Annotated in this window: 15 protein-coding genes; 1 reads left to right on the top strand and 14 read right to left on the bottom strand. The window is 60.6% G+C overall.

Annotated features, from left to right (window positions below; all coding sequences use genetic code 11):
- Window positions 1-19 precede the first annotated feature (19 nt).
- From CAF63_RS07590 to CAF63_RS07580, 3 genes are read right to left on the bottom strand one after another with little or no spacing between them, the layout of a single operon-like run.
- Window positions 20-3,073: an efflux RND transporter permease subunit gene (locus CAF63_RS07590; protein WP_085684214.1), complete on the bottom strand. Its 3,054-nt coding sequence runs from the start codon at window positions 3,071-3,073 to the stop codon at window positions 20-22.
- Window positions 3,070-4,134 carry an efflux RND transporter periplasmic adaptor subunit gene (locus CAF63_RS07585; protein WP_085684216.1) on the bottom strand — a complete coding sequence of 355 codons (1,065 nt, stop codon included), beginning with the start codon at window positions 4,132-4,134 and terminating at the stop codon, window positions 3,070-3,072. Before CAF63_RS07585 ends, CAF63_RS07590 begins: the two co-directional genes overlap by 4 nt.
- A complete protein-coding gene (locus tag CAF63_RS07580; RefSeq protein WP_085684218.1) occupies window positions 4,131-5,234 on the bottom strand; it encodes an efflux RND transporter periplasmic adaptor subunit in 1,104 nt (367 codons plus the stop codon). The genes CAF63_RS07585 and CAF63_RS07580 overlap by 4 nt, the downstream gene beginning before the upstream one ends.
- Window positions 5,235-5,437: 203 nt before the next feature.
- Here CAF63_RS07580 and CAF63_RS07575 point away from each other — a divergent pair, with 203 nt between their 5' ends.
- On the top strand, window positions 5,438-6,598 hold the full coding sequence (locus CAF63_RS07575) for an AAA family ATPase (protein WP_085684220.1): 1,161 nt from the start codon (window positions 5,438-5,440) through the stop codon (window positions 6,596-6,598).
- A 144-nt stretch (window positions 6,599-6,742) separates the two neighbouring features.
- On the opposite strand, the gene CAF63_RS07570 is transcribed toward CAF63_RS07575, so the two are convergent.
- The 11 genes from CAF63_RS07570 to CAF63_RS07520 all read right to left on the bottom strand — a co-directional run bounded on the left by CAF63_RS07570 (window position 6,743) and on the right by CAF63_RS07520 (window position 15,711).
- A complete protein-coding gene (locus CAF63_RS07570) occupies window positions 6,743-7,621 on the bottom strand; it encodes a transporter substrate-binding domain-containing protein (RefSeq protein WP_085684222.1) in 879 nt (292 codons plus the stop codon).
- Entirely contained in the window at window positions 7,618-8,415 is a 798-nt protein-coding gene (locus CAF63_RS07565; RefSeq protein ID WP_085684224.1) for an amino acid ABC transporter ATP-binding protein, read from the bottom strand. The genes CAF63_RS07570 and CAF63_RS07565 overlap by 4 nt, the downstream gene beginning before the upstream one ends.
- A complete protein-coding gene (locus CAF63_RS07560) occupies window positions 8,412-9,071 on the bottom strand; it encodes an amino acid ABC transporter permease (RefSeq protein ID WP_085684226.1) in 660 nt (219 codons plus the stop codon). Before CAF63_RS07560 ends, CAF63_RS07565 begins: the two co-directional genes overlap by 4 nt.
- The gene (locus tag CAF63_RS07555; protein WP_085684228.1) at window positions 9,052-9,717 is read right to left on the bottom strand and encodes an amino acid ABC transporter permease; all 666 of its coding nucleotides are present in this window, start codon (window positions 9,715-9,717) and stop codon (window positions 9,052-9,054) included. Before CAF63_RS07555 ends, CAF63_RS07560 begins: the two co-directional genes overlap by 20 nt.
- Window positions 9,718-10,315: 598 nt before the next feature.
- Window positions 10,316-11,113: a MetQ/NlpA family ABC transporter substrate-binding protein gene (locus CAF63_RS07550; protein WP_011331930.1), complete on the bottom strand. Its 798-nt coding sequence runs from the start codon at window positions 11,111-11,113 to the stop codon at window positions 10,316-10,318.
- Window positions 11,114-11,277: 164 nt separating this feature from the next.
- A complete protein-coding gene (locus tag CAF63_RS07545; protein ID WP_085684230.1) occupies window positions 11,278-12,210 on the bottom strand; it encodes a sigma 54-interacting transcriptional regulator in 933 nt (310 codons plus the stop codon).
- A 56-nt stretch (window positions 12,211-12,266) separates the two neighbouring features.
- The gene (locus CAF63_RS07540) at window positions 12,267-12,848 is read right to left on the bottom strand and encodes an alpha/beta hydrolase (RefSeq protein ID WP_007952774.1); all 582 of its coding nucleotides are present in this window, start codon (window positions 12,846-12,848) and stop codon (window positions 12,267-12,269) included.
- A gap of 168 nt (window positions 12,849-13,016) precedes the next feature.
- Window positions 13,017-13,418, bottom strand: coding sequence for a biopolymer transporter ExbD (locus CAF63_RS07535; RefSeq protein WP_003220570.1), 402 nt, complete (start codon window positions 13,416-13,418; stop codon window positions 13,017-13,019).
- 1 nt (window position 13,419) lies between these two features.
- Window positions 13,420-14,145: a MotA/TolQ/ExbB proton channel family protein gene (locus CAF63_RS07530; protein WP_085684232.1), complete on the bottom strand. Its 726-nt coding sequence runs from the start codon at window positions 14,143-14,145 to the stop codon at window positions 13,420-13,422.
- A 45-nt stretch (window positions 14,146-14,190) separates the two neighbouring features.
- Window positions 14,191-15,003 (bottom strand): energy transducer TonB, encoded by an 813-nt coding sequence (locus CAF63_RS07525; protein WP_085684234.1) that lies wholly within the window; start codon window positions 15,001-15,003, stop codon window positions 14,191-14,193.
- Between the two features lie 381 nt (window positions 15,004-15,384).
- On the bottom strand, window positions 15,385-15,711 hold the full coding sequence (locus CAF63_RS07520; RefSeq protein WP_007952780.1) for a hypothetical protein: 327 nt from the start codon (window positions 15,709-15,711) through the stop codon (window positions 15,385-15,387).
- Between the last annotated feature and the right edge of the window lie 118 nt (window positions 15,712-15,829).

Raw genomic sequence — 15,829 nt, 5'->3', positions numbered from 1 at the left:
TGAGCGCAAGGCGCTCGCCTTACTGCGCCTCTTTCTTCGGCTCGCGAATCTTGTACCAGGCCACATACAGCGCCGGCAGAAACAGCAGCGTCAGCAGGGTCGCAATCACGATCCCGCCGATCATCGCGTAAGCCATCGGGCCCCAGAACACTTCCCGGGCAATCGGAATCATGCCCATGCTCGCCGCCGCAGCGGTCAACAGGATAGGGCGCCGTCGGTGCTCGGTGGCTTCCACCACCGCATCCCACGGCGCATAACCTTTGCGCTCGAACTCGTCGATCTGGGTCACGAGGATCACCGAGTTGCGGATGATGATGCCGATCAGCGCCAGAATCCCGAGGATCGCCACGAAGCCCATCGGCGTGCCGGTCGGCACCAGCGCCAGCACCACGCCGATCAGCCCCAGCGGCGCGACACTGGCCACCAGAAACAGCTTCTGCACGCTGTGCAGCTGGATCATCAGGAAAGTCGCCATCAGGAACAGCATCAGCGGCAACACCTTGGCAATCGGCCCCTGCGCCTTGCCACTCTCCTCGACCGTACCACCGGTGGCGACCTTGTAGCCCACCGGTAATTTGGCGGCGAAGTCATCAATGGACGGCTTGAGGATTTTTACCAGATCGGTCGGCTGAATCTCGTCACGCACCGACGCCTTGATGGTGATGGTCGGCAAGCGGTCACGACGCCAGACCAGCGGCTGCTCCAGCTCATAACGAACCGTGGCGAAGGCCAGCAGCGGAATCGACGTGCCGTTTGGCGTGACGATCTGCAGGTTCTGCAGGGTTTCCGGCGTACCGCGTTCCGAACTCACCGCGCGACCGACCACGTTGATCAGGTAGATGTCGTCGTTGACCTGGGTCAGCGGCGCGCCACTGACGATGCTGTTCATCAGGTTCGCCACGTCTTCGGACGACAGCCCGAGCTGGCGTGCCTTGTCCTGGGCGATATCGATACGCAGGACTTTGCCCGGCTCGTTCCAGTCGTAAATGATCTCGCCGATGTGCTCGTTCTTGTCCAGTTCAGTCGCCAGGTCGATGGCGTGCTTGCGCACTTGATCGATGTCCTTGCCACTGACCCGATACTGGATCGGACGCCCCACCGGCGGGCCCATTTCCAGCGCCTGCACGTAACTGCCAATGCCGACGAAGTCCTTGTGCAAGCGTTCGCGCAGGCGCTGACTCAGAGCCTCGCGGGCTTCGAAATCCTTGCTGACGATCACCAGTTGCGCGTAGTACGGGTTCTGCAATTGCTGGTCGAGCGGCAGATAGAAACGGATCGCACCCTGACCGATATAGGTACTCCAGCGCACGATGTCCGGGTCACCCTTGAGCGTCGCTTCGAGTTTGTCGACGGCCTTGCGGGTCTCGTCGATCGAGGCGTTTTGCGGCAGGTTGAGGTCGACCAGAATTTCCGGTCGATCGGAGGACGGGAAAAACTGATTCTGCACAAAGCGCATGCAGAACACCGCCAAGACAAACATCAGTACCGTGAAGCCGATGGCCCACCAGCGATTGCGCATGCACCACAGCAAACCGCTATTGAATGCGCGGCCGACGCGCCCCGGCTCGGCCTCATGGGGTTTCACGTTGGTGCTGAGAATGTGCACGCCGATCACCGGGGCGAAGAACACCGCCACGATCCAGGACACGATCATCGCCACGGCAATCACCGCGAACAGCGTGAAGGTGTACTCGCCGGCCGAGCTGGCGTTGAGACCGATGGGGACGAAACCGGCGACCGTCACCAGCGTACCGGTGAGCATCGGGAACGCGGTCGAGGTGTAGGCGAACGTCGCCGCCTGCTCCTTGCTCTCGCCCATTTCCAGGCGCGTGACCATCATTTCCACGGTGATCATCGCGTCGTCCACCAACAGGCCGAGGGCGATGATCAGAGCACCGAGGGAAATCCGCTGCATGGTGATGCCGCTGTATTCCATGAACACAAACACCATCGCCAGCACCAGCGGAATCGAGCACGCCACCACCAGCCCGGCGCGCACCCCGAGGCTGATGAAGCTGACCACCAGCACGATCACCACCGCTTCGAACAAGGCACTGGTGAAGCCGCCGACGGCTTCCTCCACCACCACCGCCTGATCGGACACCGTGTGCACACCTACGCCCACCGGCAGATCCGCCGTCACCTCATCAATGCGTTTGTGCAGGGCCTTGCCGAACTCCTGAACGTTGCCGCCCTTCTGCATCGCAATCGCCAGACCGATGGCCGGCTTGCCGTCGAAGCGGAACTCGGGGGTGGCCGGGTCGACGTAGCCACGGGTGATGTCGGCCACGTCCGCCAGGCGATAGAAGCGGTCGTTGAGCTTGAGATTGACCTCGGCCAGGTCTTTCTCCGAAGCGAACTGCCCCGAAGTCCGCACGGAAATCCGCTCGGGCCCCGCCTCGATGACACCGGCCGGAGTCACGGCGTTCTGCGATTGCAGGCTCTGCACCACCTGACGCTGATCGATGCCCAGCGCCGCCAGTTTGCGGGTCGAGAAGTTCAGGTAAATCACTTCGTCCTGCTGGCCGATCATCTCGATCTTGCCCAGCCCCGGCACGCTGCGGATCTCGGCCCGCGCCTGTTCCACGTAATCGCGTAACTGGCGCATGGTCAGGCCGTCGGCGGTGAAGGCGTACACCGAACCGAACACGTCACCGAATTCGTCGTTGAATCCCGGCCCTTGAATACCTTGAGGAAACTGCCCGCGAATATCGTCGATCTTCTTGCGCACCTGGTACCAGATTTGCGGTATGTCCTTGGCACTGGTGGTGTCGCGCAGGTACACGTAGACCGTCGATTCGCCGGGGCGCGTGTAGCTTTTCACGTAGTCGAGGGAATCGAGTTCCTCGAGTTTTTTCTCGATGCGGTCGGTGACCTGCTTGAGGGTTTCTTCCTGGGTCGCGCCCGGCCATTTGCTCTGGATCACCATGGTCTTGATGGTGAACGACGGGTCTTCCTCGCGCCCCAGATTGAAGTAGGAAAACACCCCCATGAGCAATGCCACGAACATCAGATACCAGACGAACGACTGATGCTTGAGGGCCCATTCGGAGAGATTGAAAGAGCCTTTCATTGACTGTCCTCGTCAAGTTTCACGGATTGTCCGGGTTTGAGACTGTTGACGCCGGCGCTGACCACGCGCTCGCCGTTCTTGACGCCCCCCGCGAGCACCACGCTGCTGTCGGTGCGGCTGATCACGCTGACGTCGCGCGGGTTGACGGTTTTGCTCTGGGTGTCGATGACCCAGATCCGCGGTTTGCCGTCGACCTCCTGCAACGCGGTGACGGGCAATTCGATACGAGGCTTGATCGCCGAGCTGAGGGTGACGCTGATCGCCGTGCCGAGGCGGAAGCCGTCGGGCGTATTGGCCAGGGTCAACCGTGCGCGTCGGGTGCGCGTTGCACTTTGAGCCTGCGGTTCGATCTCACGCAGGGTCGCCGTGGTGTTGATGCTCGGGTCGAGCTGCCCGGCCACTAGAAACACCACGTCGGAAGGGATCTCATCGACCAGGGTGTCCGGCAGATCGATCACGGCTTCCTTGATGTCCGGTTGCGCCAGGGTCACTACTTGCTGGCCCGCCGTCACCACTTGTCCGGCTTCAGCGTTCCACGCGGTCACCACGGCTTTGTGATCGGAGCGCAGCTCGGTGTAGTCGAGTTGATCCTTGCTTTGATTGACCGCCGCCCGCGCCTGATCCAGCGAAGCCTGGGTGGTTTTCAGGTCCGTCATGGCAATGTCCAGCTGCGCTTGTGCCCCGACGCCACGATCAAACAGCGCTTGCTGACGGCGGGCGTTGGCCTGGGCGTTGATCAGCTGTGCCTGAACCCTGGCCAGGTCGCCCTGGGCCGAACGCAGCTGGTTCTGCTGGTCGGACGGATCAAGGGTGGCGAGCAGCGTGCCCTTCTGCACCTCGGTACCGACATCGACGTTGCGGCTGGCAATGCGCCCGCCGACACGAAAACCGGTGTTGCTTTCATAGCGCGCCTGAATGCTGCCGGCGAAACGCCCGAGGTTTTCCTCGCTCAACGCTTCGACCTTGACCGACAACACCGGCCGTACCGGCTCCGGCGGCGGCTCGCTTTTCGAACAGGCGGCCAGCAACACGCCAATGGATAACAGCCCCAGACGCTTCATGGCTGTGCTCCCGGTTGCAGATCCTTGTAGGTGTTTTCGGCAATTTCGACCTTCATGCCCGGATGCAGCAATTGCCCTCCCGCGACAATGACTTTTTCCCCGCCCTTGAGGCCCTCGCTGATGATGACCTTGCCGATCAGGTAGCGGCTGACGGTGACGTTGTGCAACTGCGCTTCGCCTTTATCGTCGACCATCCACACGGCCGGATCGCTGACGTTCTTGGTCAGCGCCGACCACGGCAATTCAACGGCCGACTTGCCGGTGCCCTTGGCCGTGGCGCTCACCACCGAGCCCAGTTGCATCCCTTGCGGCAGTCTGTCGAGGCTGACCTTGACCTGCACCGTACCGGACTGCGCGGACACCGCCGGGGTGATTTCGCGCACGGTGCCGGTGGTCTTGATGGCGGGGTTGTCGAGCAGGCTGACGACGATCGAACGCTCCGCCGGCCGCTCGGCCAGCAGGGATTCGTAAACGTTGAATACAGCGTCGCGATCACCGTCCCGGGCCAGGCTGAAAATCGGTGCCGTGGCCTGAACCACCTGACCGACTTCGGCCTGACGCTCAGTGATGACGCCGGGTGCATCGGCGATCAGCGAGGTGTAGCTCAATTGATCCTTGGCGTTGGCCAACTGCGCCTGGGCCGCGCTCAAGGCACTCTGGCTGCTGCGCAAAGCGGCCTGCGCCGAATCGTATTCGCTCTGGCTGGTGTAGCCCTTGGGCAACAGTTTCTGCTGGCGGACGAACGCAGCGGCGCTCTGTTTGACCCGCGCCTGCTCGGCCAGCACCTGGGCCTGGGCGGAATCGACGTTGGTCTGCAAATCCTTGGGATCGAGCTTGGCCAGCACTTGTTTGGCCGAGACACGGTCACCGACATCGACCATGCGCTGGATGATCTTGCCGCCGACCCGGAATGACAGTTCGGTCTGCACCCGCGCCTGAACGTCGCCGGTGAGGGTCACGGCGGCGGCGTAATTGGCGGGGTTCACCTCCTGCACGAAGACCCGGGGCAGGTATTCCTCCGGGGCCTTTTTCTCGCCGCATGCGCTCAGCAAAGCGAACAGACTCAGCATGAACGCTGTTTTCAATCCGGGACTCGCCATGCAGACTCCTTCCTGTGTACGAACGTGCAAGTGACGATACGACTGTGAGCTTAGAACAGGGTTCCGAGTCTGTGTGCGCGAATCTTATACTCCCTGCGATCGTTCCCACGCTCTGCGTGGTAACGCCGCCATGGACGCTCCGCGTCTGCCTTTGACGCAGATGCATTCCCACGCATAGCGTGGGAACGATCAACGAGGATTCAATGCTCAAGACCCTCGCGGTGGCCAATTACCGCTCGATCAATAAATTGGTAATCCCGCTGGGCCGGCTCAACCTGATCACCGGCCCCAACGGCAGCGGCAAGTCCAACCTGTACCGGGCACTGCGGTTGCTGGCGGAAACTGCTCAGGGCGGCGTAGTCAATGCGCTGGCCCGTGAGGGCGGGCTCGACTCGACGTTCTGGGCCGGGCCGGAAACTATCAGCCGGCGCATGCGCAACGGCGAGGTGCCGATCCAGTCCACCGTGCGCCAGGGTGTCAAACGCCTGCGCCTGGGCTTTGCCGGGGAGGATTTCAGCTATTCGATCGCTCTGGGATTGCCGGAGCCAAGCCTTTCGTTCTTTTCCCTCGACCCGGAAATCAAAAAGGAATGCATCTGGGCCGGGCCGCTCTATCGTCCAGCCAGCCTGCTGGTGGATCGCGACGGGCCGATGATCCGCACCCGTGACGGTCGCAGTTGGGACGTGCTGGCCCAGCACACGCCGAACTTCGACAGTCTGTTCGATCAGGTCGGCAGCCTGCGCACCTCACCGGAAGTGTTCCAGATGCGCGAGTTCATCCGCCGCTGGCGTTTCTACGATCACTTTCGCAGCGACGCCGACGCCCCGGTGCGCCAGCCGCAACTGGGCACGCGCACGCCGGTGCTGCACCACGACGGTCGCGACCTGGCAGCAGCGTTGCAGACTATCCGCGAGATCGGCGATCCCGAGGCGCTGCAAGCGGCGATCAGCGATGCGTTTCCCGGTGCAAGGCTGAACATTGCACCGTTGGCGGGCGGACGCTTTGCCATCGAGTTTTTTCAGGAAGGATTGCTGCGGCCGTTGTCGGCGGCGGAACTGTCGGATGGCACGTTGCGTTATCTGCTGCTGGTCGCCGCGCTGCTGACGCCACGTCCGCCATCGCTGATGGTGCTGAACGAACCGGAAACCAGCCTGCATCCGGACCTGCTGCCGGCGCTGGCGCGCTTGATTATCCGGGTGTCGGAGCAGTGTCAGGTGTGGGTGGTATCCCATGCCCGGCGATTGATCTCGGCGTTGCAGGAAGATCCGGAATGCAATTGCATCGTGCTGGAAAAAACCCTCGGCCAGACGGGGATCGTCGGGCAGAGGGTTCTGGATGAGCCGGCGTGGAATTGGCCTGATTAGCCGCACACTCTCGCTTCCACACCGTATCTGATCGTTCCCACGCTCTGCGTGGGAATGCCTCTGGGGACGTTCCGCGTCCAGTGACGCGGAGCGTCACGGGCTGCATTCCCACGCAGAGCGTGGGAACGATCATCTGTCAGGGAGTTAACCCTGCCACTTCCCGCCTTCAACAATCACGCTCTCAGGCTTGGTGTCATCGCTCAGCTCTTTGCGCACATATTGGTCATACAGCTTGAGCAGATATTTATCTTCCCCAAGCTTGGCCAACTCCGCATTCACCCAGTCGCGTAGTTCAATGTTGCCCTTCTTCACCGCCGGCGCAATCGGCGCTTCGGCGCCAAGTTTTTCATCCAGCACGCGGTAGCCCGGGTTCTGCTTGGCCCAGCTGAACAGCACCAGATTGTCCTGCGCGTAGGCATCGCCACGGCCGTTGGCCAGGGCTTGCAGGGATTCGGAGTTTTTCTCGAACTTCAGCAGTTTCCAGTCCGGGTGGTTCTTGGTCAGCCAGATATCGGCAGTAGTGCCAGTGGTAACGATGGTGGTACGGGTCGCCAGGTCATCCAGCTTTTTCACTTCACTGCCCTGCGGCACCAGCGCCTGTACCGCGACCTTGAGGTTCGGGTTGGTGAATTCCACCGCTTCCTTGCGCTCCGGGGTCACGGTCATGTTGGCGAGGATCAGGTCGACCTTGTCGCTTTGCAGGAACGGAATGCGGCTCGCCGGTTCCACGGCCACGAACTCGACCTTGTTTTCATCGCCCAGCAGATCCTTGGCAAATTGACGGCCGATGTCGGTATCGAAGCCGACGTAACGCCCCGCTTCGTTGACGAAACCGAACGGTGGTTTGTCGGTGAATACGCCGACGATCAGTTTGTCGCGGGCCTTGATCTTGTCCAGGTAACCGGCCGGCGCGGTGCTTTCGCTGGCGACTTTCGGCTTGGCCGGTTCTTCGGTCTTGTTGCAGCCGGCCAGCAGCGCGAGGCTGATCAGCGGTAAAGCAAATAGGGCTTTGGCAGTTTTCATGGCAGTTCCAGTTCCTTGGTTTGAGACGTTGTGGGCGAAGTCGTCGAAGTCAGCGCTTCGACGTAGGAGAACTTCTCCAGGAACTGCTGCGCACGTGCGGTTTGCGGGTTCGTAAAGAAAAGCTCGGGCGGGTTCTGTTCAAGGATGCGCCCGCCATCCATGAACACGATGCGATCGGCCACCGCGCGGGCGAAGGCCATTTCGTGGGTGACGATCAACAGGGTCATGCCTTCGCGGGCCAGGCCCTGAATCACTTCCAGCACTTCCTTGACCATCTCCGGATCAAGGGCGGCGGTGACTTCGTCGAAGAGCATGACCCGCGGGTTCATGCACAACGAGCGGACGATGGCGATGCGTTGCTGCTGGCCGCCGGAGAGCTGGCGCGGGAAAGCGTCGCGCTTGTCCGCCAGGCCCACGCGCTCAAGCAACGCTTCGGCTTGTTGCTGTGCTTCGCGGCGTTCGCGCTTCTGCACTTTGAGCGGGCCGAGCAGCAAATTGTCGAGCACGCTCATGTGCGGAAACAGGTGATAACTCTGGAACACCATGCCGATCTGCTGGCGCACTTCGCGCCAGTCGGTGGCCTTGTCCAGCAATTCGCGACCGGCGAATTTCAGAGAGCCGCTGTGGGCGGTTTCCAGACCATTGAGGCAACGCAGCAGGGTGCTTTTGCCGCAGCCGCTGGGGCCGAGGATGACGATGACTTCGCCGGACTTCACTTGCAGGTCGATGCCCTTGAGCACCTGCTGCTCACCGAAGAATTTGTTGAAGCCCTGAAACTCGATCAATGCGCTCATGCTTGCGTCCAGCGCCGCTCCAGCACGCGCGAGGCGGCCGACAGCGGGTAGCAGATGAAAAAGAAAAACAGGAACAGCGCGCCGTAGATCAGCACCGATTCGTAGGTGCGCTCGATGATCTGCTGGCCGACCTTGATCACATCCACCACACCGATCAGCACCGCCAGCGAACTGGTCTTGATGATCCGCGTGTAGACGTTGATGGTCGGCGGCGTCATGCGCTTCAGCGCCTGAGGCAACAGCACGTAGCCGTAGAGCTGCACAGCATCAAGACCGATCGACAACCCCGCCTCACGCTGCCCGCGCGGCAACGAATGCAGCGCACCGCGCGCCACTTCGCCCACCTCGCTGGCGCCCCACAGCGACAGCACCAACACCGCGCACCAGAAGCTCGGCAGGCTCAGGCCGAAGAAGATCGGCAGGCCGAAAAACAGCAGGTATAACCAGACCAGCACCGGGATCGCCCGGAACAGTTCCAGATAGATTCGCAGCAGCGCGTTCAGCCACTTCACGTTGAGCGTGCGCAGCACACCGTAAAGCACGCCGCCGACGGTGCTGATGGCGATGCTCAAGAACGAGATCGACAGGGTTTGCCCGGCGCCTTTTGCCAGTTGCGGCAACGACACCCAGAGCAGTTCAAGACCCGAACTGGCCATGCTGGAGCCTCCTTTCCAGACGGCTCAACAGCAGCGACAGCGGCAGGAACAGCAGCACGCAGATCAACGTCAGCACGGCGAGCATTTCGTAGGTTTTGTAGTAGAGCGCGATGTAATTTTTGGTGGTGTAGAGAATCTCCGGCACCGCCACGGCCGAGACCACGGTGGTCTCCTTGAGCAGGAAAATGAAATTGGCGAACAGCGACGGCAGGCTGAGGATCCCCGCTTGCGGCAGGATCACGTAGCGCAGCAACTGGCCGTGGGACAGGCCGATGGAGCGGCCCGACTCAAGCTGCGCCTGGGGCACCGCATCGACGCCGGCGCGCAGCACTTCGGTGAGGTAGGCGCCGCCGAGAAAAGTCATGGTGATGATCGCGGCGGTGAATCCGGAAACCTTGATCCCCAAGGCTGGCAACGCGAAGTAGACGAAGAACAGCTGGATCAGCAGCGGCGTGTTGCGCGCCAGCTCCACATACAACCCGACCAGTTTTTGCAGGTAAGGCGTGCGGAACACCAGAATCGTTGCGTTGAGCAGCGCCACCAGCAACGAAGTGCCGATGGCGATCAAACCGACCTGCAGCGTCACCCCCACGGCCTTGAGAAACGCCGGCAGGGTGCTGAGGATAAATGCGTAATCGAAGGTCATGAAACATCCTGACGCCGCTCGGTAAGCGACGGTGGTGCAGTCCATGGACAGCGGATAACTGTCCGGCAGGCACCGACTTTAAAGGCATAAGAAAAAGAATTTAAATACCGTTAAAGCATATTGATATCACGCAAAAAACTATCCTGCGGGTTTGCCCCGACAGAATAAGAAGGCTATTTTTCCTTTCGCTGTAGGAAGGATCTTTTTTTCGTAAAAGCCCTCCAAGGACGATCAGCTTTTGGCCAGACTCCCCCGGCCGAACTCATAACAAGGAAGAGAACATGGACGTAAAAGTGCCGCAGCGACCGGACCCGCAGGATTTCGTGAAATGGCTGGTGGCCTTGCGCAGGGCGCTGAAAACCAGCGCTGCGTAGCCCCCACTTCGATCGTTCCCACGTCGAGGCGTCGAACCGTCCGCGTGGGAATGCAGCCCGGGACGCTCCGCGTCCCATCAAGAGCCGAACGCAGAGCGTCCGATGAGGCATTCCCACGCAGAGCGTGGGAACGATCATCGCAGACGCACACACAAAAACGCCGATGGCCATCGCTGGTCATCGGCGTTTTTTTCAACCTTGAAGGGGGTTGCTGTTGCGTCGGATCAGAACGCCGGCAGTACCGCGCCGTTGTACTTCTTCTCGATGAACGCTTTGACTTCAGGGCTGGTCAGGGCAGCGGCCAGTTTCTTGATGGCGTCGCTGTTCTTGTTGTCTTCACGGGCGACCAGGAAGTTCACGTAAGGCGAATCCGCGCCTTCGATCACCAGGGCGTCCTTGGTCGGGTTCAGCTTGGCTTCCAGCGCGTAGTTGGTGTTGATCATGTCCAGATCGACTTCTTTCAGAACGCGCGGCAGCAGGGCCGACTCCAGTTCCTTGAACTTGAAGTTGTGCGGGTTCTTGGCGATGTCTTTTGGCGTAGCCAGGGCGTTTTTCGGATCTTTCAGCTCGATCAGGCCGGCCTTCTGCAGCAGGATCAGAGCGCGACCGCTGTTGCTGCCTTCGTTCGGAATGGCGATGGTGGCGCCGTCCGGCAGTTCAGCCAGGGTCTTGTACTTGCTCGAGTAGCCACCGAACGGTTCAACGTGCACGCCTTGCACGGTCACCAGGTACTTGGCCTTGTCATCCTTGTATTTGCCGGCGTTGAAGCTGTCCAGGTAAGGCTTGGTCTGGAAGTAGTTGGCATCCAGACGCTTCTCGCCCACCTGTACGTTCGGCTGAACGTAGTCGGTGAAAACCTTGATTTCCAGATCCACACCTTCTTTGGCGAGGGTCGGCTTGATCAGCTCGAGGATTTCGGCGTGCGGCACCGGCGTCGCGGCCACCACCAGTTTCTCGCCGGCCTGGGCCAGGGAAGCCGTCAGAGCAGCCGCCAATGCGGTAAACAACAGAACCTTTTTCATGCAGTGTCCTTATCGAAAATCGGTCGTCATCGACGACGGCATTAATACGTGTGCCAGCGATGTGCTACTGCTGGCGTGAAGCGGACAATACCGGGATTTTTTATTCCCGGACAATAACGTTTATTCAGCTTCATATTCCATTTTGTTCATGTTGAACAAAATGGTTACAACGCCTCGCTCAGGCTCAACAGCAATTCTTTCAATGCCTTACGCTCGCCGGCAGTGCCGTTGAGGCTCACGCTCGCCACCTGACGCTCGATCTGAACCAGCGGCCCAGACACTTCGGGCAGGTTCAGGTGCTCCGGCAGGATTTCGTCGCCGGTGCTCACCAGCAGCGCAAAATGAATGACATTTTCCAGCTCCCGAGTGTTGCCCGGCCAACTGTGTTGTTCCAGCACCTGCTGCGCCGCTTCGCTGATCAGCGGCACCGGCAGATCGAGGCGCTGGCTGTAGATGCCGAGGAAGTACTCGGCCAGCGACAGAATGTCGCCGACCCGCGCGCGCAGTGCCGGCAGTTCCAGTTGCCCTTCACTGAGATAGTGATAAAGCCGCTCGTGGAATTTCCCCGCCGCCACCGCTTGGGCCAGATCGATGCTGGTCGCGGCCACCAGGCGCACGTCTACCGGGCTCGGTTGATGCGCACCCACGCGGGTGACTTCGTGGTTTTCCAGAGCGGAAAGCAACTTGATCTGGATCGGCAGCGGCAGGTCGCCGATCTCGTCCAGGTACAAGGTGCCGCCGTTGGCCGAGCCGAACCAGCCGGCGCGGCTGCTGGCCGAACCGCTGTAGCTGCCGGCGGCGTAGCCGAACAATTCGGCATCGGCGTAGGTCGGGCTGATGGCGCCGCAATTGACCGAGACAAACAAGCCGCTGCGATCACTGGCGCGGTGGATGTGGCGGGCGAGCAATTCCTTGCCGGTGCCGGTCTCGCCGCGAATCAACACCGAGATCGAGCGTGGTGCGAGTTGGGCCATTTCTTCGCGCAACTGGCGCGAACGTGGATCGACGAACACCAGCGCCTTGGCGCGAATGCTCAGGGGACTTTTTTCCGCATCGGGAAAGGTCAGCAACGGCTGACCGAAGGTTTCAAGACTCATGGCAGACTCCCGCCCCAAATCGCCGGGAGACGGGGGCGTTGAAAAAATAAAAGTGATCAGGCACGGCGCCGGGCGTGGTGTTCCATGCGGTTTTGCAGGCGATACAGATAAGCGAATCCCTGCTCCCAGCGTTGATGCCCGGACTTCACATTGATATGGCCGGCGCCTGCGAGAATCCCCGCCTCGGCGCCCCAGTTGCGCGCCAGTTCCAGCGCACGCGGCGCACTGACGGCGGCGTCGTTGTCGGAGCTGACGACCTGGCTCGGAAAGGGCAGCAGATCGGTCGGGATCGGTGCGAAATTGCGCAGTGCCGGCACGCAGGCCGGGCGCTCGACATCCGCTGGCGCAACCAGCAACGCCCCGCGTACCTGCCGCAAATGATGCAACGGCGCGGTGGCCGCCCAGTGCGCGACGGTGATGCAGCCCAGGCTGTGCGCGATGAGAATCACCGGCGAGCTGTCGGCGGCAATCGCCTCGGCCAGTGCCGCGACCCAGTCTTCTCGACGCGGCGTCAGCCAGTCGGCCTGCTCCACCCGCGCGCTGTTGGGCAGGCTGTTCTGCCAGTGGGTTTGCCAATGATCTTCTGGCGATCCTTGCCAGCCCGGCACAATCAGATAACGGATTGATTCGTTGCGCATGGGGGAGCTCTCCTGCGTCGTGTCTGTTCCTGAACGAGTATAGGGACGGGATTTATATTCGTTAAGGAATAAGAAGCTATTTATTAAGACCCGAAAAGAATATTAAGCCGTAGACAAAAAAGGGGCCGCACCCTGCCAAGGAGACGGCCCCGGAAAAACGTGAAACCCTTATCGTGCAGTGATCACCGACAGTTTGGTGATTCCCGCCCGCTCAATCGAAGCCATGGCTCGCGCCACTTCGCCGTAATTCACCCCGTCGTCGGCCTGCAATTGCACGCGCACTTCCGGGTCCTTGGCCTTGGCCGATTTGAGGTTGAACTCCAGCAAGTCCGGCTGGATTTCGTCCTTGTTGATAAACAGCTTTCCTGCACCGTCGATGCTCACCACCAACGGGTCTTTCTGCTCGACCGGCGCCACCGCTTCGGTCTTCGGCAGGTTGATCGGTATCGCGTTGGTCAGCAGCGGCGCGGTGACGATGAACACCACCAGCAGCACCAGCATCACGTCCACCAGCGGCGTCACGTTGATCTCGCTCAGCACCTCGTCGCTGTCTTGCGTGGAGAAGGCCATATCAGGACGCCTCCTTCACTTTTGTTGCGTTGCCCTGGGCCGCTGCCTTGTGCGCGGTCGGGTGGATCAGCACGCGGAACGCGCTCTTTTGCGCCAGGCTGTAGAAGTCGTGGGCAAAGTCGTCCAGGTCCGCCGCCGTCAGTTTCAGACGACGCAAAAAGTAGTTGTAAACCAGCACTGCCGGCACCGCGACCGCGATCCCCACGCCGGTGGCGACCAGCGCTGCACCGATGGGCCCCGCGACCGTTTCCAGGCTCGCCGAGCCCGCCGCGCTGATGCCTTTCAACGCTTCCATGATTCCCCACACCGTGCCGAACAGACCAATGAACGGCGAGGTGCTGCCAATACTCGCGACCACCGCCAGACCGGTTTCCAGCGAACGGCGCTCGCGGACGATCTGCTGGCGCAAGGCGCGTTCGAGACGATCCTGATGGTTGATCGCCTGGCTCAGGTCATTGGCCTGCGGCGTCTCGCCCACTTGTATCGCCGCATAACCGGCCTGTGCCACCCGCGCTGCAGCACCGGGCTGGGTTTCGCTCAACTCGGCGGCGGAGTCCAGACTCGACGCCGCCCAGAAGCGCTTGTGAAATTTGCGGTCCTGCGCCTTCAACCGGCCGAACTGCAGCGCCTTGAGCAATGCCAGGCCCCAGGTGGCGACAGAGAAGACCACCAACAGCCAGATCACCGCGCTTTCGATGGATTCCAGTGGAGATGCCAGTAACGTCATGATGTGTTCCCTCGTGTAAACATTTCGCGCGAATTTGGTTTCGGTTTAGTGAATCTTGAAATCGATGGGCACGCTGACCCAACCGTCCTGGGCGACATCACCCTGCTTGGCCGGCACGAAGCTCCAGCGCTTCACGGCGTCCAGCGCCGCGTCGTCGAGCTGTTGCCGGCCACTGCTTTTCTGAATCTGGATCTCACCCGGTTTGCCGCTGGCCAACACGTGCACCCGCAGCAACACCGTGCCTTCCCAACCGCGACGCTGGGCCAGCGACGGATATTCCGGCGCCGGGTTCTTCAGGTACGCGGCGTTGGCCGAGGCCGGCGTCACCGGAGCAGGCGCCGGCGGTGCAGGTGGCGCTGGCGCGGCGACCGGGGCGGCCGGTTGTGGCGGAGCCGGTGGTTGCTCGACCGCTTTTGGCGCTGGTTTCGGTACAGGTTTGGCGACCGGTTTCGGTTTGGGGATCGGCTTCGGTTTCGGTGGTGGCTTGGTTGCCAGTTCGTCTTCCACTGGCGGCGGTGGCTCGACCACAGGTGCCGGTGGCGGCGGTACAACCACAGGTGGTGCCGGTGGTGCCGGGCGCGAAAACTCAATGGTCATCGGTGGAATTTCCGGCGGCACGATCGGCAGCGCCGGTGTCGGATGCTGGTTGATCCAGTAGATCACTGCGCCGTGCACCACCAGCGCCAGAACGCCGAGCAGAATCGTTTCGCGGCGGCTCAGAATGCCCTTGGGGGCACGCTGCAAACGCAGCTGTCCCAACGGCAAGCGATGGGGCCGGCCGAGATCGACCAACTCGCCGCTCGGCGCCTGGCGCCACAGCACCTCCTGTGCACTGGCGGCGGTCTGGACATTGCCCATTGATTTACTCCCTGCGGTCTCTTTGCGTTTTTTCGCGTAGCCGATTCGCCGCTTGTTGAATCCCCCACGGCGTGATCGATGGGTCAATCATTGGGCTAGACGCTTATCTCGGAAAGTAATCTTTCATGTTATGAATAGACCTCTATGGAATATATAAAACGGTCATTTCCGCCAAAGCCACGGTCTGCAAGGCTTCCAGCGATTCACCGAAATCGACATGCTTTCCCGGCATAAAAAGTATTCATCCAAGGCATCGGGTTATCGATGACCCGGGATTCAGTGACAACTAACACCAAGGTGATAGTTGACGAACTTTTTTAAATTACAAACAAAAAGGCCGATGCAATGTTTAACGCATCGGCCTTCGATTTACGGAATTTCTTATTGCTTCACAAACTCCCCGGCCAGACCGACTACATCACCATCAAAGTTGGTGCGCGAACCCACCGCGCGAACTTTCGAGTAGTTGTGATCCGGCGAGAACAGGGTCCAGGACTGATAGCCAGTGCCGTCGTTCAGAGCCGCGAAAGTAATAATCGTAGGCTGCCCGGTGCTGTTCTGGAAGTGATAGTGACCGTACGCGATGTCGTAGTTCACGCCGTTCTGGCTGAACTTGCCGCTGAAGGTGCCGTTGGAGTCGTTGCCATCGGTGATCGTCAGTTTGGCGCCAGCGTTAGCGTTTACATAGTTGCCATTAATGCTCGACATAACGAGATTTCCTTTATCGTTGGATAAGTGTCTTCCGATGAGAGCAAGTTTCCTCCTGGAAACTCACGACACACAGAATGGTTGGACATTGATTTATTGTCCACGCGACTTTTCAACG

Origin of the sequence: Pseudomonas sp. B20(2017) (assembly GCF_002113125.1) — a bacterium.
In the GTDB taxonomy this organism is placed as follows: domain Bacteria; phylum Pseudomonadota; class Gammaproteobacteria; order Pseudomonadales; family Pseudomonadaceae; genus Aquipseudomonas.
The sequence above is the reverse complement of the archived record's forward strand: the minus strand, read 5'-3'. Positions and strand labels throughout refer to the sequence as shown.